At 60.0% G+C, this 20,659-nt stretch carries 15 protein-coding genes; 7 read left to right on the top strand and 8 right to left on the bottom strand.

The annotated features are described in order from the left end of the window. Positions 1-29: 29 nt before the first annotated feature. Entirely contained in the window at positions 30-1,361 is a 1,332-nt protein-coding gene (locus tag ACL2XQ_RS04070; protein WP_410016363.1) for an MFS transporter, read from the bottom strand. A gap of 487 nt (positions 1,362-1,848) precedes the next feature. Here ACL2XQ_RS04070 and garD point away from each other — a divergent pair, with 487 nt between their 5' ends. Then, a complete protein-coding gene (garD, locus tag ACL2XQ_RS04065; protein ID WP_410016364.1) occupies positions 1,849-3,423 on the top strand; it encodes a galactarate dehydratase in 1,575 nt (524 codons plus the stop codon). A 156-nt stretch (positions 3,424-3,579) separates the two neighbouring features. On the opposite strand, the gene gudD is transcribed toward garD, so the two are convergent. Beyond that, on the bottom strand, positions 3,580-4,905 hold the full coding sequence (gene gudD, locus ACL2XQ_RS04060; protein ID WP_410016365.1) for a glucarate dehydratase: 1,326 nt from the start codon (positions 4,903-4,905) through the stop codon (positions 3,580-3,582). Between the two features lie 558 nt (positions 4,906-5,463). Between gudD and ACL2XQ_RS04055 the strand changes: the two genes are divergently transcribed. Together ACL2XQ_RS04055 and ACL2XQ_RS04050 are read left to right on the top strand one after the other, a co-directional pair. Then, positions 5,464-6,801 carry an MFS transporter gene (locus ACL2XQ_RS04055; protein WP_413740081.1) on the top strand — a complete coding sequence of 446 codons (1,338 nt, stop codon included), beginning with the start codon at positions 5,464-5,466 and terminating at the stop codon, positions 6,799-6,801. Between the two features lie 42 nt (positions 6,802-6,843). Next, entirely contained in the window at positions 6,844-8,190 is a 1,347-nt protein-coding gene (locus ACL2XQ_RS04050) for an enolase C-terminal domain-like protein (RefSeq protein WP_410016367.1), read from the top strand. 69 nt (positions 8,191-8,259) lie between these two features. Here the strand turns inward: ACL2XQ_RS04050 and ACL2XQ_RS04045 are convergent, their stop codons facing one another. From ACL2XQ_RS04045 to dgt, 3 genes are all read right to left on the bottom strand, one after another. Beyond that, positions 8,260-9,417: a CdaR family transcriptional regulator gene (locus ACL2XQ_RS04045; RefSeq protein WP_410016368.1), complete on the bottom strand. Its 1,158-nt coding sequence runs from the start codon at positions 9,415-9,417 to the stop codon at positions 8,260-8,262. A gap of 183 nt (positions 9,418-9,600) precedes the next feature. Beyond that, positions 9,601-11,046, bottom strand: coding sequence for a serine endoprotease DegP (gene degP / locus ACL2XQ_RS04040; RefSeq protein ID WP_410016369.1), 1,446 nt, complete (start codon positions 11,044-11,046; stop codon positions 9,601-9,603). Positions 11,047-11,203: 157 nt separating this feature from the next. Continuing rightward, entirely contained in the window at positions 11,204-12,718 is a 1,515-nt protein-coding gene (gene dgt / locus ACL2XQ_RS04035) for a dGTPase (protein WP_413723547.1), read from the bottom strand. Positions 12,719-12,891: 173 nt separating this feature from the next. Here dgt and mtnN point away from each other — a divergent pair, with 173 nt between their 5' ends. The 3 genes from mtnN to ACL2XQ_RS04020 are packed head-to-tail and all read left to right on the top strand — an operon-like array spanning position 12,892 to position 15,196. Further along, entirely contained in the window at positions 12,892-13,596 is a 705-nt protein-coding gene (gene mtnN / locus ACL2XQ_RS04030; RefSeq protein ID WP_413740080.1) for a 5'-methylthioadenosine/S-adenosylhomocysteine nucleosidase, read from the top strand. After that, a complete protein-coding gene (btuF, locus tag ACL2XQ_RS04025; protein WP_413740079.1) occupies positions 13,596-14,579 on the top strand; it encodes a vitamin B12 ABC transporter substrate-binding protein BtuF in 984 nt (327 codons plus the stop codon). Before mtnN ends, btuF begins: the two co-directional genes overlap by 1 nt. Next, positions 14,579-15,196 carry a TRIC cation channel family protein gene (locus ACL2XQ_RS04020; RefSeq protein ID WP_410016372.1) on the top strand — a complete coding sequence of 206 codons (618 nt, stop codon included), beginning with the start codon at positions 14,579-14,581 and terminating at the stop codon, positions 15,194-15,196. Before btuF ends, ACL2XQ_RS04020 begins: the two co-directional genes overlap by 1 nt. Before the next feature lie 88 nt (positions 15,197-15,284). Here the strand turns inward: ACL2XQ_RS04020 and erpA are convergent, their stop codons facing one another. Then, positions 15,285-15,629, bottom strand: a complete 345-nt coding sequence (erpA, locus tag ACL2XQ_RS04015) for an iron-sulfur cluster insertion protein ErpA (protein WP_162363924.1) — start codon at positions 15,627-15,629, stop codon at positions 15,285-15,287. Between the two features lie 107 nt (positions 15,630-15,736). Next, entirely contained in the window at positions 15,737-17,101 is a 1,365-nt protein-coding gene (gene clcA, locus ACL2XQ_RS04010; RefSeq protein WP_413740499.1) for a H(+)/Cl(-) exchange transporter ClcA, read from the bottom strand. 274 nt (positions 17,102-17,375) lie between these two features. Between clcA and hemL the strand changes: the two genes are divergently transcribed. Then, positions 17,376-18,656 carry a glutamate-1-semialdehyde 2,1-aminomutase gene (gene hemL / locus ACL2XQ_RS04005; protein ID WP_413740078.1) on the top strand — a complete coding sequence of 427 codons (1,281 nt, stop codon included), beginning with the start codon at positions 17,376-17,378 and terminating at the stop codon, positions 18,654-18,656. Between the two features lie 11 nt (positions 18,657-18,667). On the opposite strand, the gene fhuB is transcribed toward hemL, so the two are convergent. Continuing rightward, complete coding sequence (fhuB, locus tag ACL2XQ_RS04000) at positions 18,668-20,656, bottom strand: Fe(3+)-hydroxamate ABC transporter permease FhuB (protein ID WP_413740077.1); 1,989 nt, start codon at positions 20,654-20,656, stop codon at positions 18,668-18,670. Positions 20,657-20,659 lie beyond the last annotated feature (3 nt).

Here is a 20,659-nt window from a genome sequence, read left to right as displayed (position 1 = left end):
GCGGGCCCCAAAACGCCGGGCCCGCGATATCAGGATTTAACCAGCACCAGTCGCTTGATTTCGCCGACCACCACCAGGTAGCACAGCATGGCCGCCAGGGCGGAACAGCCGACAAAGATCAGCGCGGCGTTGAATGAATGCAATTCCTTGACCATATAACCGATAGCCAGCGGCGTAACGATGGAAGCCACGTTGCCGAACACATTGAATATGCCGCCGCACAGGCCGATCACTTCTTTCGGCGCAGTATCGGAAATCACCGGCCAGCCCAGGGCGCCGAAGCCTTTGCCGAAGAACGCCAGCGCCATCAGCGCCACCACGATGACCGTATTGTTGGTGTAGTTGCACAGGATAATGCTGGTGGCCAGCAGCATGCCCACGACGATCGGTATCTTACGTGCCACGGTCAGCGAGTGGCCGCGCTTGATCAGAATATCGGAAACCACGCCGCCCAGGACGCCGCCGGCAAAACCGAACAACGCCGGGATCGAGGCAATCAGGCCCACTTTCAGGATGGACATGCCCTTATCCTGCACCAGGTAAATCGGGAACCAGGTCAGGAAGAACCAAGTAATACTGTTGATGAAATACTGGCCGAAAAATACGCCGAGCATCATGCGGTTGGTCAGCATCTGTTTGACATAATCCCAGCGCGGGCCGTCTTTTTTACCGTCTCTCGGCGTGTCCATATCGACCATGGCGCCGCCGGCGGCGATGTAATCCAGCTCCTGCTGCGAAACGCGGGGGTGTTTATTCGGGTTTTGAATATATTTGATCCACACCATCGTCATGATGAAACCCAGCACGCCCATGACGGTGAAGACATGTTCCCATCCCCAGGCATAGGTCAGCCAGCCCAGGATAGGAGAAAATATCGCCAGGGCGAAATACTGCGCCGAGTTAAAAATCGCCGACGCGGTGCCGCGTTCAATGGTGGGGAACCAGGCGGCGACGATGCGCGCATTGGCCGGGAAAGACGGCGCCTCGGAGAAACCCAGCATAAACCGCAGGATAAACAGCGTCATCGCCGCGTAAGCCACCGGGAAAAAGCCGACGAATCCCTGCAGCAGCGTAAACAGCGACCAGAAAAACAGGCTGTAGGTATAAACGCGTTTGGACCCGAAACGGTCCAGCAGCCAGCCGCCGGGAATTTGCATAATAAGGTAGGCCCAGCCAAACGCGGCGAATATCTGCCCCATTTGCCCGGCGTCCAGCCCCAGCGTCTTGGCGACATCGGAACCGGCAATGGACAGGGTTGCCCGATCGGCGTAGTTAACCGCGGTGACCAGGAAGATAATTAATAAAATCACATAACGGACATGTGTTTTTGTTCTACTTGAAACCAGAGGTGTCGTGCTCATTGAATACGCTCTAATCAGGCGATAAACTTCGGGAACACAAAAAATCATTACCACACTATTTTTTGCGTTGCGCTTTTTTATCGTGAGTTAATATTTTCTCGTAAGAGTCTTTTTATTTCACCGGTAGGCCGGTTGGTGTCTTATTTAACTGACCTGCATAGTATAAAAACCATCGTGAAAAATGGCACTGTGCATAAGCACAACAATTAAGCCTAAAATAACCGATTTTTTGGACATGAGCACGTGAAAGCACGACGGTCGTCACGTTATTTTTTGGCGTGGATTCTGCCGCGAATGAAGGGTGACCTTTATCACATTATACTGAACATATGACAAATAAATCCCGGGTATAGCCGCTATAAAATCGTGCATTTGCACAATGAGAAGTGCCCCTATTCCGCATATAATATCCTCATCACCCGTATTGTTATCCTGGCTGAACGCTGGTTCGGGTTATAACAACAGATTAGTATTTGCGGAGACGTTTATGTCATCAACAATAATGACCAATGCGGAAAAGGCATTGTATATCAAAGTTCACGTCGACGATAACGTCGCGATTATCGTGAACAATAATGGTTTGCCGGCCGGCACTCAATTCGCGGACGGCTTGAAATTAATCGAGCATGTTCCGCAAGGGCATAAAGTCGCCCTGCGCGATATCGCCATCGGCGGCGATATCGTCCGTTATGGCGAAGTGATTGGCTATGCCTTGCGTGAAATCAAACAGGGCAGCTGGATTGATGAATCGCTGGTCGAGATGCCCAAGGCCCCGGCGCTGGAAACCCTGCCTCTGGCCACCAAGGTCCCGCCGACGTTGCCGCCGCTGGAAGGCTATACCTTCGAAGGGTACCGGAATGCCGATGGCAGCGTCGGCACTAAAAACCTGCTGGGCATTACCACCAGCGTACAATGCGTGGCCGGCGTGGTTGAATACGTGGTGAAACTGATTGAACGCGATCTGTTGCCAAAATACCCCAACGTCGACGGCGTGGTCGGGCTAAGCCATCTGTACGGCTGCGGCGTGGCCATTAATGCGCCCGCCGCGGTGGTGCCGATTCGCACCATCCATAATATCTCCCTCAACCCGAATTTCGGCGGCGAAATCATGGTGATTGGCCTGGGCTGCGAAAAATTGCCGCCCGAACGCCTGCTGGCCGGCACCGAGGATCAAATTCCCATCGCGGTGGAACGCCCGGGGGTGAGCATCACCCGTCTCCAGGACGAAAAACACGTGGGCTTCAAGTCCATGGTGGATGATATTCTGCAGGTAGCGGAAGATCATCTGCAGCGTCTGAACACCCGCCAGCGCCAAACCTGCCCGGTATCCGATCTGGTGGTGGGCACGCAGTGCGGCGGCAGCGATGCGTTCTCCGGCGTAACCGCCAATCCGGCGGTGGGCTTTGCCTCCGATCTGCTGGTGCGCTGCGGCGCGACGGTGATGTTTTCGGAAGTGACCGAAGTGCGCGACGCCATCCACCTGCTGACGCCGCGGGCGGCTGACGAACAGGTGGGACGCCGGTTGTTGGAGGAAATGGCCTGGTATGATAATTATCTTGACGATGGTAAAAGCGATCGCAGCGCCAATACCACCCCGGGCAATAAAAAAGGCGGTTTGGCCAATATTGTTGAGAAATCGCTCGGTTCCATCGCCAAATCAGGCACCAGCGCCATTGTGGAGGTGCTCTCCCCCGGCCAGCGTCCGACAAAAAAGGGGCTGATTTTCGCCGCCACCCCCGCCAGTGATTTTATTTGCGGTACCCAGCAGCTTGCCTCCGGCATCACCATACAGGTATTTACCACCGGGCGCGGCACGCCCTATGGTTTGGTGGCCGTGCCGGTGATCAAGATGGCGACGCGCGACGCGCTGGCCGACCGCTGGTTTGATTTGATGGATATCAGCGCCGGTTCCATCGCCACCGGCAGGGCAACCATTGAAGACGTGGGCTGGCAATTGTTTGAACTGATCCTGGATATCGCCAGCGGCCGCAAAAAAACCTGGTCCGATCAATGGGGCATTCATAACGCCCTGTCGGTATTCAACCCGGCGCCGGTGACCTGATTACCCTTACCACCACTGAACCACCCTTTGCTATGTGTGAATGAACTTTGATAGGTTGGCCGGGAATCGCTCCCGGCCTTTTTTTTTACCCCAGGATTAGCCTGCGGCTGTCGCCACGGCGCCCACGCCCAAGGCGGACCGGGGCGCCGCCCAGCGCTAGCGCACCAGCGCCGGACGTTTATTATCGAAGCGCCAATTGGGGATCAGGTATTGCATGGCGATGCCGTCGTCACGCGCGCCAAGGCCATGTTGCTGATAGAGCGCATTGCCCTTCATCAGCTGATCCCTATCCAGTTCAATACCGAGCCCCGGTTTTTCCGGCACCTTGACTTTACCGCCGACGATTTGCAGCGGCTCCCTGGTCAGGCGCTGGTCCCCTTCCTGCCAGATCCAGTGGGTATCGATGGCGGTGATGTTTCCCGGCGCGGCGGCCGCCACGTGGGTGAACATCGCCAGCGAAATATCGAAATGATTGTTGGAATGCGAGCCCCAGGTCAGTCCCCATTCGTGGCACAGCTGCGCAACCCGTACCGACCCCTGCATTGTCCAGAAGTGCGGATCGGCTAAGGGAATGTCCACCGATTGCAGCGCCAGGGTATGCCCCATTTGCCGCCAGTCGGTGGCGATCATATTGGTGGCGGTGGGCAGGCCGGTGGCGCGCTTGAACTCCGCCATCACCTCGCGGCCGGAAAAGCCCTGCTCGGCGCCGCAGGGATCCTCGGCATAGGCCAGCACCCCGCGCAGTTGTTTGCCCAGGGCGATGGCCTCGGCGAGCGACCAGGCGCCGTTGGGGTCCAGGGTGATGCGCGCCTGGGGAAAACGCGCCGCAAGGGCGGTAACCGCCGCGGCTTCCTCCTGCCCGGCCAGCACCCCGCCCTTGAGCTTGAAATCATTAAAACCGTATTTTTCATAGGCGGATTCGGCCAGGCGCACCACCGCCGCCGGCGTCAGCGCCTGTTCATGCCGCAGCCGATACCAATCGCAGGTCTCATCCGCCTGGCTGCGGTAAGGTAAATCGGTACGCAGGCGATCGCCGATATAAAATAGGTAGCCGAGCATTTCCACCTCGTCGCGCTGTTGCCCCTCGCCCAGCAGCGCCGCCACCGGCACTTCCAGGAACTGGCCCAGCAGGTCAAGCATCGCCGCCTCGATGCCGGTGACGACATGAATGGTAATGCGCAAATCGAACGTCTGCAGGCCCCGGCCGGCGACATCCCGATCGGCGTATTGCCGGCGCACGGCGCTCATGACATTTTTATATTCGCCCAGGGGCTGGCCGACCACCAGCGCGGCGGCGTCCTCCAGGGTCTGGCGTATTTTTTCTCCGCCTGGGATTTCTCCCACGCCGGTATGCCCGGCGTTGTCGGTAAGAATAACGATATTGCGGGTGAAAAACGGGCCATGGGCGCCGCTGAGGTTAAGCAACATGCTGTCATGGCCGGCAACCGGGATGACTTGCATCGTGGTGATAACAGGAGTCATATTTTTTCCTTGGCAAAGGGCACAATACGGAGACGGAAAACCGTCGCAAACGGAAACGCTGGCATGACTATAACGTCATGGCAAGCCCCTGACATTATGCAGATGCATAAGCCTTGACGAAGAATCTGGACTGAAATTGCCGTTTTAATGACCTGCCGTGAGCCATCTCACTAATCGGGATTCTTTTATGTGACCCCGATCCTGAAACGGCAAAAATAATAACTTCTTGAAATGAAACACCATTTTAAAAAATGGCCGACAGTCGATTGCACTGATATGTTATACCGATCACAAGTTTCCCTGGATCTTCGACCCAGGTCACACCGCCCTGTTCGTTCGCCTTAAAACCCCTTGTTTTGCCACTTTTCATTCAGTCATCAGCACAATGTACGGCCAACCCCTTCCCCTTATACTCAGCTCTTGCTTACCCGTGCCGGAAGTTATCGGCCACAAAAATGTCAGCGCTACCATAAGACGATAATAGCTATAAAGCAACGCGGGACGCCCTACCCACGTACCCGATATCCCGATCACATTCCCCTACCGGGAAGAGGAATCATGGCCGAAAACTCAATTTCCGTCGCCACCCACAAAACCCGCTCCAGGTTTTGGATCCTGGCAATCCTGTTTATCATCAGTACGGTTAATTACGCCGACCGTTCCACCCTGTCCATTGCCGGTCCACACGTCGCCGCCGACCTGGGGCTCGACCCGCTGCAAATGGGCTATATCTTCTCGGCGTTCGGCTGGGCTTATACCCTGGCGCAGCTGCCGGGCGGCTGGCTGCTGGATCGGTTTGGTTCAAAAATCATCTATGGCGCCGCCATTCTGATCTGGTCGATATTTACCTTTATGCAGGGGTTTGTGCACTTCTTCGCCTCCGCGGCGATGATGCTGTTTATCCTGCGCTTTATGGTCGGGTTCGCCGAGGCGCCGGTGATGCCGGCCAACAGCCGCATCGTCTCCGCCTGGTTCCCGGTCAGGGAACGCGGCACCGCCTCGGCGATATTTAATATTTCCCAGTATGCCGCGCTGGTGATCTTCAATCCGCTGTTGGGATGGATTACCCAGGAAGTAAGCTGGGAATACGTATTTATCGTCATGGGCGTGGTGGGCGTGGTGCTGTCCCTGGTCTGGTTCAAGACCATGTACAGCCCGCTCGACCACCCGAAGGTCAGCAAGCAGGAGCTGGAGTATATCCGCGCCGGCGGCGGCCTGGTGGATATGGATAACGCGGCGGCCCACCAGAAAACCGAGGCCGGACCGCAGATAGGGTATATCAAGCAGCTGCTTTCCAGCCGGATGCTGCTGGGTATTTACCTGGCCAACTATTGCGTTAACGCCATCACCTGGTTCTTCTTGTCCTGGTTCCCCATCTATCTGGTGAAGGGACGCGGCATGTCCATCCTGCAGGCCGGTTTTGTCGCCGCGCTGCCGGCGATCTGCGGCTGTATCGGCGGCGTGCTCGGCGGTATTTTCTCCGATTATCTGCTTAACAAAGGATTTTCGCTGTCGGTGGCGCGCAAGACGCCGATCATTATCGGCATGCTGATGTGCACCAGTATGGTGATTTGCAACTACACCACTTCCGACGTGGTGGTGGTGGCGGCCATGTCGCTGGCGTTCTTCGGCAAAGGCATCGGCGCGCTGGGCTGGACGGTCAACGCGGACACCGCGCCGAAAGAAATCGTCGGCCTGAGCGGCGGCGTACTGAACCTGGTGACGCAAATCGGCGCCATCACCACGCCGATTGTCATCGGTTATATCCTGAATAAAACCGGATCCTTTGACGGCGCCCTGATTTATGTCGCCGCCAACGGCCTGGTGGTGATTTTGAGTTATCTGTTTATCGTGGGCAAGATTCAACGCCTGGTGCTTAAGCCGCTGACGGCGTAAGGTTTTTTTTGACATAGCAGTTTGCAACCGCAGGAGTAGGGAATGGATCACAGCGATTTTAACGGTGCGCCGACGGTGACCGCCATGCAGGTTATCCCGGTCGCGGGCCATGACAGCATGCTGATGAATATCGGCGGCGCCCACGGCGCCTATTTTACCCGCAATATTGTCATCCTTACCGACAATGCCGGGCATACCGGCGTCGGCGAGGCCCCGGGCGGCGAGGTGATTTTAAACACGCTGCTGGCCGCCCGGCAACGGGTGGTGGGCCAGCCGCTGGCGACGCTTAACCGCATCGTGCACGACGTGCACCAGGGGCATGTCAGCAACGATTTTGATTCTTTCGCCCAGGGCGCCTGGACCTTTGAACTGCGGGTAAACGCGGTGGCCGCTCTCGAGGCCGCGCTGCTGGATCTAATGGGCCAACATCTCGGCGTGCCGGTGGCGGAGCTGCTCGGTCCTGGTAAGCAGCGCGACAGCGTGCCTGTGCTGGGGTATTTGTTTTATGTCGGCGACAGGAGCCTGACCGACCTGCCCTATCAGGCCGGGCCCAGCCGGCCGTCCCATGACTGGTACCGGCTGCGCCGCGAGACGGCCATGACCACCGACGCCCTGGTGCGCCAGGCGGAAGCCGCGCAGGATCGTTATGGCTTCAAGGATTTCAAACTCAAGGGCGGCGTGCTGGCCGGCGCCAGCGAAATAGAGACCGTGACGGCGCTGGCCAGGCGGTTTCCGGACGCGCGTATTACCATCGACCCCAACGGCGCCTGGTCGCTTAGGGAAGCCATCGATTTGTGCCAGGATATGCGCGGCGTGCTGGCCTATGCCGAGGACCCCTGCGGCGCCGAGCAGGGCTTTTCCGGGCGCGAGGTGATGGCGGAATTCAAACGGGCCACCGGGCTGCCGGTGGCGACCAATATGATTGCCACCAACTGGCGCGAGCTAAACCACGCGGTACAGCTTAACGCCATCGACATTCCGCTGGCCGACCCGCATTTCTGGACCCTGCAGGGCGCGATACGCGTGGCGCAGCTGTGCGATGAATGGGGCCTGACCTGGGGCTGTCATTCCAATAACCATTTTGATATTTCGCTGGCGATGTTTATCCATGTCGGCGCGGCCGCGCCCGGTAAGCCCACCGCGCTGGATACCCACTGGATTTGGCAGGAAGGCGAGCATCTGACCAAAGAACCGCTGCAAATCGTCGACGGCGCGATCACACTCAACGGGAAACCGGGGCTCGGCGTGGAAATCGATATGGCGCAAATCGAACGGCAGCATGAGCTTTACAAGCGCATGCCGTCCGGCGCGCGCAATGACGCGCAGGCGATGCAGTATCTGATTCCCGGCTGGACCTTTGACCGGAAACGGCCGGCGATGCTGCGTTAACACATCAAGGGTACGGCCGGCCGTACCCTGAGTTTGCCGGCAACATGGGGTGGGCCGCGGACGATGGGATCAGGCTTCGTCATCCAGCTGCAGCGCCACGTAGAGCAGCAGCCGATCGTCAAAATTGGCCAGATCCAGGCCGGTCATTTCCGAAATGCGGTTGAGGCGGTACTCCAGGGTGTTGCGGTGGATAAACAGCGCCTTGGAGGTAGGCGTGGGCTGAACGTTATGGCGGAACCAGGCAATCAACGTGCGGCGCAGCAGGCCGTTGTTATCCATGGCCTTGAGTTTTGCCAGCGGGCGCACCAGCTCGCTGGCCTGCCAGCCGCCGCGCAGGCTGTCGAGCAGTACCGGCAGCATCAGGTCGGGATAAAAATAACGGCGCTGCTCGGGCAGCCGCTGCTTGCCCACCGACATGGTGGTGCGCGCGGTACGCCAGGAGCGCGCAATACCGCCGGCGCCGGGGAAAAAATTGCCCAGGGCGATACGTACCCGCAGGCGGCTGCTTTCGGTCATGCGCGAAAACAGCGTATCCACCCGCCGGCGATGCTCTTCGGCATCCCAGCGCCCGTGGCTGTTCAGCGCGGGTTTCAGCACCACCATTTCCGTCAGCGATACGATGGCGATCAAATTATCGCGCTCCGGCGTGGTGAGCAGCGTTTGCAACTGCTGCAGCTCCGCCATGGCGCTGTCGACGCCGAACTGCCCGCTGTCCACCTCCACCACCGCCGCCACCCTGGGCTGGTTGATATCGATGCCCAGCCGCTGGGCCCATTCGATCAGCGCCGGCGTGACTTCCTCGGCGCGGATTAAATTCAGCACCAGTTCCTCGCGCAGCCGGCTGTCCTGCGCCAGCATATGCAGCAAGCGCGCCTGCTCCAGCATCATTTCCGCCGTCATGCAGACCAGCTCGCCATACTGCCGCAGTTGACTGGGATTGCCGGTCAGGCCGATAACGCCGACGATATTGCCGTCGATTTTCAGCGGGAGGTTGATACCGGGCCGTACCCCGTGCAAATGCCGGGCCACGCCGTCGTCGATATCCACGACCCGGGCCTGCGACAGGGCCAATAACGCGCCTTCGTGCAGTTCACCGACCCGCTCTTCATCGCCGCTGCCGATAATGCGGCCGCGCGCATCCATCACGTTGATATTGCTGTCGATAATCTGCATCGTTCTTGCCACAATTTCTTGCGCCAATTTCGCATCAAGATGATACGTTGCCATCCCCGCCTCGGTTCTGTTAAGCCCTTTGCCCTATTATACCCGGGTGTTGGCGCTCATACATTGTGCAGAAGCACAAAGCGTGATCTTGCTCGCTTATTTTGTGCGGGATATCACATTCTTTCGGGCAAAAAAAGACGGCGTCGTGATGACGCCGTCTTGGTGGCGAGAGCCGGACGCGGGGAATTACTGCGCCAGCAGGTAAAGCGTGGTATCGCCGCGTTTGACGTTTAACGCCAGTATCGGCGGCTTGGCATCCAGGATTTTACGCAGTTCGCCGATATTCTGCACCGGCTGCTGGTTGACGCCCAGGATGATATCGCCCTTCTTCAGGCCGACTTTCGCCGCGGTGCTGCCCGCCTTGACATTGTCCACCTTGACGCCCTGCTGATCGCCGGTATCCATGTTGCTCAATTCCGCGCCTTCGATGCCGGTAAAGACATTGCCCGAATCAAGCTGCGGCTGGGTGCTCTGCTCCAGGATCACATCGACGGTTACCGGCTTGCCGTCGCGCAGCAGGCCGAGCTGGACCTTGGTGCCGACCGGCTGCGAGCTGACATCCGCCCGGAACGCGGCAAAGCTGTTGATGGGCCGGCCGTTCATGGTGACGATGACATCGCCGGCTTTCACCCCGGCCTTTTCGGCGGCGGATTTAGGCATCACCTGGCTGACAAACGCGCCGCGCTGGGCGTCGACTTTCATCGCCTTGGCCAGCTCCGGATTGAGCTCGGTGCCGAGAATGCCGATTTCGCCGCGCCTGACCTGGCCATAGGCCACCAGCTGCGCCGTCAGGTTTTTCACCATGTTGCTGGGAATGGCGAAGCCGATACCGATATTGCCGCCGTCCGGCGCCAGTATGGCGGTATTGATGCCGATAAGCTCACCGTTGAGGTTAACCAGCGCCCCGCCCGAGTTGCCCCGGTTGATGGCGGCATCGGTCTGGATAAAGTTTTCATAGTTTTCAATATTCAGCCCGCTGCGCCCCAGCGCGGACACAATACCCGAGGTGGCGGTTTCCCCCAGGCCGTAAGGGTTGCCGATGGCCACGGTATAATCGCCGACCCGCAGTTGGTCCGAATCGGCCATCTTGATGGCGGTGAGGTTTTTAAAGTCGATCAGCTGCACCAGCGCCAGATCGGAACGGGGATCGCGGCCGATGATCTTGGCGTCGAACCGGCGGCCGTCATACAGCTGCACCTGGATTTTAGTGGCGTCGTTGACCACATGATTGTTGGTCACCACGTAGCCTTTCTGGGCATCGATAATCACACCCGCGCCCAGCGCCATGAATTTTTCCTTGGCCGGCGGGGTATTGCCCTCGCCGTCGCCGCCGCCGTCCTCATCGCCGCCCTGGCACAGGGGCGACGCCTGGAAAGGCGACCCTTCCTGGCACAGCGGGGAATCCTGGCCAAAGAACTGCTGGAACTGCTCGGGCACGCGCGCCGAACTGACGGCGGTGCTGCCTTCGACGCTGATGCTGACCACCGATGGCATGACTTTTTCCAGCATCGGCGCCAGGCTTGGGAGCTGCTGATTGGTCGAGGCGGTTTCCGCCGCATACAATGAAACAGGCGCCAGCGCCACACCCAGACACAATGCCAGCGCACTCAGGACCAAAGAAGTTTTTTTCATTTAACATTGTCTCAACTGTAAGTATCAGGTAATGATGCGGACCCATTGCTGTGGTCGTATCTGTGAGATTAATCAAATAACCCGAAGTTCAGTAGCAAAAAAACCATAATGGTAAAAAAGTATTGGGCGTATTTACAAATACTGCGCTAACCCTGACTTACTCCGCGGCCATTAAGCGGCGGTATTCATCCCAGGCATAAAGATCGGTCATGCCGCTAATATAGTCCTGAATTAAACGCGCCCGATAATAAAATTCCATCATGGGCTGCTGGCGCGACGGGTAGCGATTTAACCCGGCTACCGCTTCACCATAAGCCAGACGATGTTTGGTGGATAATTTATGAAACAGGCGGGTGGGGATCATGTAGTCCCGGTGGTCATCCTGCGCCGCCAGCTCGCGAAACGCCGCCAGCGGCATATCCAGCAGGGGGTTGTAGATTTCCAGCAGGCCGCTGATAACCCGGTAGCCCTGTAATTCCAGCTGTTCTACTTCCGGATGGTTGAACACATGTTTGAAGGCCACGCCTTTGAATATTTTCAATAAGCGGTAAGCCGGACTGGAATCTTCCAGCAGCGCCTGGTTAAAGCATCCGTCGAATATCGGCGACAGATTATCGAGAAACCGTTTTGCCGCATGGGGCACCAGCCGTGCCACGGTATTTACCCGCAAATACATAAAAAACTGATCGCCGCTGCGCAGCCCCTGGTTGCGCATTATCTTATCGAATGCCTGGCCGACCACCTTTTCAAATAAATCGCCTTTCTCCACGCCGCCCCATTCTTGTTGCAGGTAGTTATAAAGCTGTTCGACGGTAAAGATCTTTTTTTCCACCGCATCTTCGAGATCGGCGATGCAATAAGAAATATCGTCGGCGGCTTCCATGATATACGTCAGCGGGAAGCGATGAAATTCCCCCAGCCCCAGCTGTTCGCGCAACGCTTTGACATACTCTTCCTCGGCAAGATAGTAGCCCGGTTTTTTCATCAGATAGCTGAATTCGGCCGGTATCGCGCCGCGCCAATAGGCCGGACGGGTATATTTTAAAATACAGCCCACCTGGGCATAGGTCAGGTTCAGCTTCAGCAGGCTGTGCACCATGCGGATGGCCTGGGCATTGCCTTCGAAATGACACAAATCGAGCCGGATACGGCTGCGCAGCGCGTTGTCGTCATCCTCGCCGGCGCGCAGGCGCAATACCTCGACCCGGCAACGATCGTTACCCTGGGCCTCGTTGCCCAGGCCGGCGATGTCCAGGCGCTGGCTGAACCAGTCGTTGATGGCCGCCTCGCCGAAATGACCGAACGGGGGATTGCCGATATCATGCATCAGGCACGCCATTTCCACGATGCTTTCAAACGGCGCCTCCAACTGCTCCAGCCCCAGCGGCGCGATGCGCCGCTCGCGTTTGAGCTGGTGGAAGATTTCTTTGACGATATGCCGTCCGACCTGTTGCACCTCCATGGAATGGGTCAGCCGGGAGCGCACCGCCGCGTTGCGTTCCAGGGGAAAGACCTGGGTTTTCTGCTGCAGGCGGCGAATGGCGGCGGAATTGATAATCCGCCCCCGATCGCTTTCAAACTGGCGGATGACGCTATATTCATCCTCGGCGACGATGGGATGGCTGAACGGGCGCTGAAAACTGAGTTTCTTGCTAAAGTCGATTGCGGACATCATGTTCCCCGGGATGATTTCTTATACCGTGATACCCATACCCGCCGCTAAATGCAACAGCGGCGACAATTATTTCCCGGCCGCGGCCGTGATAGAATGGCGGCGGCAATTAAACGGCTACGTTACTATTCACTATTTATTATCCACTGTTTCTTAACCAGAAGGACAACCAGATGAGAGTAGGCATTATCGGCGCGATGGAACAGGAAGTGGCCCTGCTGCGCGACCAGATAGAAGGCCGCACCACCTGGCAGCAGGCGGGATGCGATATTTACAGCGGCCGGCTCCATGGCGTCGACGTGGCCTTGGTGAAATCCGGTATCGGCAAGGTCTCGGCCGCGCTCGGCACCACGCTGCTGCTGGATCATTTCCAGCCGGATTATGTTATCAACACCGGCTCCGCCGGCGGTCTGGACCCATCCCTGAATGTCGGGGACATCGTCGTGTCCGACGAGGTGCGTTACCACGATGTGGATGTCACCGCCTTTGGTTACGCACCGGGGCAAATGGCGCAGTGCCCGGCGGCCTTCGCCGCGGACGCGTCGCTGATCGCGCTGGCGGAGAGCTGCATCGCCCGGCTGGATCAGCACGCCGTGCGCGGCCTGGTGGTCAGCGGCGACGCGTTTATCAACGGCGCCGAGCCCCTGAGCCGTATCCGCGCCACTTTTCCCCAGGCTATCGCGGTGGAAATGGAAGCCACGGCCATTGCCCACGTATGCCACCAGTTCGCGGTGCCGTTCGTGGTGGTGCGCGCCATTTCCGATGTGGCGGACAAGGCGTCCCACCTGAGCTTTGACGAATTCCTGGCGGTGGCGGCCAAACAGTCCAGCCGCCTGGTGGCGGCCATGCTGCAGACCCTGGCCGGACAGCGGCAGTAATGTCGCCCATCCGGGTGACGCGCCCGGCTATCCCTACGCGCGCGCTGGCCATGCCGGCGCCGACTTGGTTTATTATCCACAGGCATGCGCTGGCCATGCTGCTGCCGGCCTGGTTTGCTATCCGTAAGCACGCATCGGCCCTGGGATCGCGGGCCCGGCGCGATAGCCGCGCGCGCGGCCTGGCCGCGTTGCTGCTGGCGCTGTTGGCCGCCCCGCCGGCCTGGGCGGCGCATCGGGTCGTCAGCCTGGCGCCCCACGCCACCGAAATGGCGTATGCCGCCGGCATGGGAGAAGTCCTGGTGGCGGTAAGCAGTTGGTCCGATTATCCTCCCGCCGCGCAAAAGCTCGAGCAGGTCGCCTCCTGGCAGGGCATCAACGTGGAGCGGGTGCTGGCGCTAAAGCCGGATCTTATCCTGGCCTGGCGCGGCGGCAATCCGCAGCGTGAACTGGATCAATTGGCCGCCTTCGGTATCCCGATTGTCTATCTCGATCCGCTGAGCGTGGAAGATATGGCGCGCGCGCTTGATGGCCTGGCGCGCTACAGCCCCCATCCCGAACAGGCTCACCAGGCCGCCCGCGCCGTGCGCCAGCAGGCGGCGGACCTGAAACGCCGCTACGCCGGCAATCCGCCGGCGCGGGTGTTCATGCAGTTCGGCACCCAGCCGTTGTTTACCGCCGGCAAGCAGACGCTGCAAAGCCAGATTCTGGCGCTGTGCGGCGCGCGCAATATCTTTGCCGACAGCCCGGTTCCCTGGCCGCAGGTGGGCCGCGAACAGGTCTTGGGCCGTAAACCGCAGGTGATTGTCGTCGCCGGCGGCGAGGAGCGCGTCACCGCCATCAGGAACTTTTGGCAGCCGCAGCTGGACGTGCCGGTGATAGCGCTGAACGAGGATTGGTTTAACCGCAGCGGGCCGCGCATTTTGCTGGCGGCGCAGGCGCTGTGCCGGCAACTGGCGGATGCCGCCGCCACGGGAGCGCGCTGATGCTCGGTTTTCTTGATGTGCTCGGCACGGCGGTATTCGCCGTGTCCGGGGTGCTGCTGGCCGGCAAACTGCGCATGGACCCGTTCGGGGTGCTGGTGCTGGGGGTGGTCACCGCGGTGGGCGGCGGCACCATCCGGGATATGGCGCTGAATAATGGCCCGGTGTTTTGGGTGCGGGATCCCACCGATCTGGTGGTGGCGATGGTCACCTGTTTTGTCGCCATACTGGTGATAAGGCAACCCCGCCAACTGCCGACATGGATCCTGCCGGTGCTGGACGCCATCGGCCTGGCGGTATTTGTCGGCATCGGCGTCAACAAGGCGTTCGCCAGCGGCACCGGCCCGCTGATCGCGGTATGCATGGGCGTTATCACCGGCGTGGGCGGCGGCATTATCCGGGATGTGCTGGCGCGGGAAATCCCGATGATACTGCGTACCGAGGTTTACGCCACCGCCTGCATTATCGGCGGCATCGCCCACACCACCGCTTTCCATGTTTTCCACCTCAGCGCCCAGCACGCGTCGGTATTGGGCATGGCGATAACGCTCGGCATCCGGCTGGCGGCGATCCGCTGGCATCTCAAGCTGCCGACCTTTGCGCTTGAGGACCGGAAATAAACGGCCCGACCCGCGCGCTCGAAACGCGGACATAAAAAACCGGTGCGGCGCGCCGTACCGGTATCATCGAACGCGTGCCGACGGGGGTTTAGATACTGAACGACGATCCGCAGCCGCAGGTGGTCTTGGCGTTCGGGTTGGTCACGATAAAACGTGATCCTTCCAGCCCTTCGGTATAATCCACCGAACCGCCGATCAGGTATTGCAGGCTCATGGGGTCTACCACCAGCGCAACGCCTTGTTTTTCAATGGTCAAATCGTCTTCGTTGATTTTATCGTCAAAAGTAAAACCATACTGGAAGCCGCTACAGCCACCGCCGGTGATATAAACCCGCAATTTCAGGTTCGGGTTCTCTTCATCCGCTATCAGATGCTTCACTTTTTTCGCCGCTGAATCGGTAAATTGTAAAGGCAGTACCGCAGTTTCACTCATTACTCTACTCCCAACGCGCCAACCAGAATCATCAGGCTGAAGGCATAACAACCCGATGTGGATGTTCATTATCCGCTACCTGTCAATTACGTTCAAGTATTGCGCATTTAGGATATTTTGTTTATCGCTGCGTGCGATCGCGCATCCGCCGGCAGCGGGGGCGTTTGTCGTTGCAAGGTACGGGCAAGGATTGCTGAATAGAGCGGTTTGCCGCCTAAAAACTGAGCCAGCAGCGTTGCGCCCAGACAGGTGATAATCATCGGCAATATTAATTGATAATTGTCGGTCATTTCCAGCACCAGCACGATCCCGGTCAAGGGCGCGCGCACCGAGGCGGCAAATAAGGCTCCCATGCCCGCAATCGCAAAAGTGCCGGGCTGCAAGGCATACTCAGGAAATAATTGGCAGCCGATCATGCCGAAAGCCGTGCCCAATAAGGTTCCCAGCGCCAGCATGGGCGCAAAAATGCCGCCCGGCGCACCGGAACCGAAACACAACAGGGTCGTCAACATACGGGCCAGAAAGATAAACAACAAGGTGCCGGCGGTAAAATGCCCCGCCGCTGCCAGGGGAATCAGGGCAAAACCACCGCCGGCGGCCTCGGGATGCATCAGACCCAAAATACCGCACAGGCCGCCGAGTATGCCGCCGATGATCACAAATCTGACGCATTTGCCGCCATGCAGGCGTAAAAACATATCTTGCGCGCGGAATATCAATGTATTGAATACCACGCCCACCACGCCGAACAGCATTCCCAGCACCAGGTAAAGCCAGAGAGTACCGACCGGCGCGCCGGCCAGCCTGCCGACGTCGATGACCGAACGATCGCCGTTGCACAGGCGAAATACGATGCTCGACATGATAACGCCGATAAATACCGCCTTGACTGAAATCAGGTTATAGCGAAACTGCGGCCGCATCTCTTCCAGGATAAACAGGATCCCCGCCAGGGGCGCGTTAAACGCCGCCGTTAATCCCGCCGCCGCGCCGGCTGCCAGCAGGGAATGCCGGGCCTCGGCGCTGCGCATGCCAACCATATCCAGCACCATGCGACCGATATTTCCCCCCAATTGGACCGTCGGTCCCTCGCGCCCCAGCACCATGCCCGCGCCGAGCGTACCCATGCCGCCGAAAAACTTAACCGGGATCACCCGCCACCACCGCACCGGACGCAGTTCCTCCAGCGCGCCTTCAATTTCCGGAATACCTGAGCCTCCCGCCTCGGGCGCATATTTACGCACCAGGTAATAGCCGATCATGGCCAACGCCCCTGAGGCAAAAAACGCAGCCGGCACCAGCACCAGCCAGCGCTGCGGCAAGTCGGCCAGGGCGGCGATACGGCAGGCAAGCATCCAGTCAACCGTTTTTTCAAATGCCACGCCCACCCCGCCCACCAGGGTACCGACGAGAGCGGCCATGGCGAGTACGGTTACCGGGGTTTTATCTTGATACAGGAGCCGGCTGAACATCTGGACGCGGGCAAGGCGTCCGGCCGGCACTGAGGTCGCGGCAGGAAAGGGTTCTGGCATCGGAGCAATCTACCTTATTTGGCATAGTATTCGACGGACTTTACGCTATCACACTGTCTGTCAGGCATAATTGTATTACAAAAATGCTTGTCAATCCGTGCTGACAAGGCCGCTGGCGGTTTTGCGTTTTTGCACCCAACAAAGATGTCTTATTGCCGGCCAGTTTATTACACTATCGGGGTTAACGTTTTATTCTTTCTTCAGGAGCCGTTTCATGAGCCATTCCGAAAATCTGTACGCCCAGGCGCAAAAGCTAATCCCCGGCGGGGTTAATTCACCGGTGCGCGCGTTTAACGGCGTCGGCGGCACGCCGCTGTTCATCGCGCGGGCGGACGGCGCCAGGCTGTATGATGTGGACGGAAAGGACTATATCGATTATGTCGGTTCCTGGGGGCCGATGGTATTGGGCCATAACCATCCGGCGATACGCGAGGCGGTTATCGAGGCGGCCGGGCGCGGCCTGAGCTTCGGCGCGCCCACCGAAATCGAGGTCAAAATGGCCGCCCTGGTGACCGAACTGGTGCCGTCCATGGATATGGTGCGCATGGTGAACTCCGGCACCGAGGCCACCATGAGCGCCATTCGCCTGGCGCGCGGCTATACCGGCCGCGATAAAATCATCAAATTCGAAGGCTGTTATCACGGCCATGCCGACGGCCTGCTGGTCAAGGCCGGCTCCGGCGCGCTGACCCTCGGCCAGCCCAGTTCTCCCGGCGTGCCGGCGGATTTCGCCAAACACACCCTCACCTGCGCCTTTAACGATCTGGATTCGGTGCGGCAGGTATTTGAACTCTATCCGCGCGAGATCGCCTGCATTATCGTCGAGCCGGTGGCTGGCAATATGAACTGCGTACCGCCGCTGCCGGCGTTCCTGCCCGGCCTGCGCGCCCTGTGCGATGAATTCGGCGCGCTGCTGATTATCGACGAGGTCATGACCGGTTTTCGGGTGGCCCTGGCGGGCGCGCAGTCCTATTACGGCGTGGTGCCGGACCTGACCTGCCTGGGTAAAATCATCGGCGGCGGCATGCCGGTGGGGGCGTTTGGCGGCCGGCGCGAGGTGATGCAGGCGCTGGCGCCCACCGGCCCGGTTTACCAGGCCGGCACGCTGTCGGGCAATCCGATTGCCATGGCCGCGGGCTATGCCTGCCTGACCGAGATTTCACGCCCCGGCATTTATCCGGCGCTGACCGATCTGACCGATCGCCTGGCGCGGGGATTGCTGGAGGCGGCGCGGGCGGAAAACATTCCCCTGGTGGTAAACCACGTCGGCGGCATGTTCGGTATCTTCTTTACCGACGCGCCCGCGGTGACCGGCTATCAGGATGTCATGGCCTGCGATGTGGAACGGTTTAAACGCTTTTTCCATATGATGCTGGAGGAAGGGGTTTACCTGGCGCCGTCGGCGTTTGAAGCCGGTTTTATGTCGCTGGCGCACAGCGACGGGGATCTGACGCAGACCATCGGCGCCGCCCGCCGCAGTTTTGCCCGGCTGTAAGCCCCCTCCCATCAGCGACCCTGGCGGCGCAGCAGAAAGATAAAATACGGCGCGCCGATAAAGGTCGCCAGCAGGCCCGCCGGGATCTGGTCGGGAAACATCGCCATGCGCCCGGCCCAGTCGGCCAGCAGCATCAGCATCGCGCCCAGCAGCGCGGCCATAACCAGCTGCGGCATCGCCCGGCGAAAGCCGAGCATCCGCGCCATATGCGGCGCCATCAAACCGATAAAACTCAAGGGACCGACGGTCAGCGTGGCGCCGGCGGTCAGCACCGCCGCCAGCAACAGGATAGCCAGCCTGGCGCGCGCCAGCGGCAGGCCCAGGGCCCGGGCGGTTGCGCTGCCCAGCGGCAGCACGTTAAGCCAGCGGCGGCAGCAGGGCGCCAGCAGCAACAGTACCAGCGCCGTCACTGCGCTGGTTACCGCCTGCGGCGCCTGCACGCCATAGGTCGATCCGGAAATCCAGGTCAGCAGGCCGCCGAGGCGGGGATCGCCGCTGGCCAGCAGCAGGGTCACCAGCGTGGTGAACGCGGTGCCCAGGGCTATGCCCGCCAGCAGCATGCGCTGGGTGGAAAAATGCCGCCGTCCCGCCACCAGCAAAATGGCCGCCAACGTCAGCGCGGCGCCCAGGCTACCCGCAGGCAATAACCAAATAAAGACATCGCCGGGCAGCCAAAACATCATCAACACCACCGCCGACGCGGCGCCGGCGCTGATACCCAGTACTTCCGGGCTGCCCATGGGATTGGCGGTCAGTTTCTGGATCAGGGTGCCGGCGGCGGCCAGCATCACACCGGCGCTTAATGCCGCCAGCGTACGCGGCCAGCGCCAGGGCAGCAGGCGCAGCAGCTCGCCGCCGCCGGCCCAGTTCCATCCCAGGCTGTTACGGCCCAGCATCAGCGCCACGCACAACAGCGCCAGCAGCAACGCCAATCCGCCCGCGGCCCACAGCGCGGGATTGGCGCGCTCCGGGCGGGGCGCGTCGTCATGCCCCGGCTGCGCCGGCGCCACGGCATGGCGCAGCCGGGGCAGCAGCCAGAGCAGGATCGGCGCGCCAATCAGCGCGGTGGCCGCGCCGGTGGGCACGTCACGCCACGCGCGCGCCAGCCAGACCATGACCTGATCGGTAAACCACAGCAGCAGCGCGCCGATAAGCGGCGCCAGCAGCAGGCGCGGCAGCAGGCGCCGGGCGCCGAGCAGCTTCGCCAGCAGCGGCGCGAACAGGCCGATAAACCCCACCACGCCCACCGCGTTCACCAACAACGCGCTGAGCACAATAGCCAGTACCAGCGCCGCCAGCCGGGCGGTTGACAGCCCCAGGCCGAGATTGCGCGCCACGGCGTCGTCCACGCCCAGCAAGGTCATGGGGCGAATCAGCAGCAGGGCCAGCAGCAGCCCCAGCCCCAGACGCGGCAGCAGGAACCTTACCTGGCCCCAGTCCTGCTGGTTAAGCGCCCCGCTGCTCCATAAAAACAGATTTTCCAGCTGCTGGTAATGGAAGATGGCCAGCAGGCTGTTAACGGCGCTGCAGTACAGGCTCAGCACCAGGCCCGCCAGGATCAGGGTCACCGGCGACATGCGTTTCCCCCAGGCCACGCCGAAAACCAACGCGCCGATGACCAGCGCGCCGAGCAGGGCCGCCAGCTGCTGGGTCAGCGCTCCGCCGGGCAGCAGCCACAGCGTGGTGACGGTGACCCCCAATTGCGCGCCGCTGGCGACGCCCAGGGTCGAGGGTTCGGCCAGCGGATTGCGCAGCACCTGCTGGAACAGCACGCCGGCCAGCGCCAGGCCGGCGCCCACCAGCGGCGCTACCGCCAGGCGCGGCAAGGTGCTGTAGTGGAAGATAACCTGGCGGATATCCAGCATATCGGGCCGCCACAGCGCCCCGGCCCATAGCTGGCCCGGCAGCACCTGCTGGGCGTTATAGGCGCTGAGCGCCAGCGCGCCCAGGGCCAGCAGCGTCAGCAGACAAAACGGGAAAAGCGCGCTACGACGGTTCATGGC

The organism is Sodalis sp. RH14 (assembly GCF_047324285.1).
Lineage (GTDB): Bacteria > Pseudomonadota > Gammaproteobacteria > Enterobacterales > Enterobacteriaceae > Acerihabitans.
This window is presented reverse-complemented; position numbering and strand designations above follow the sequence as displayed.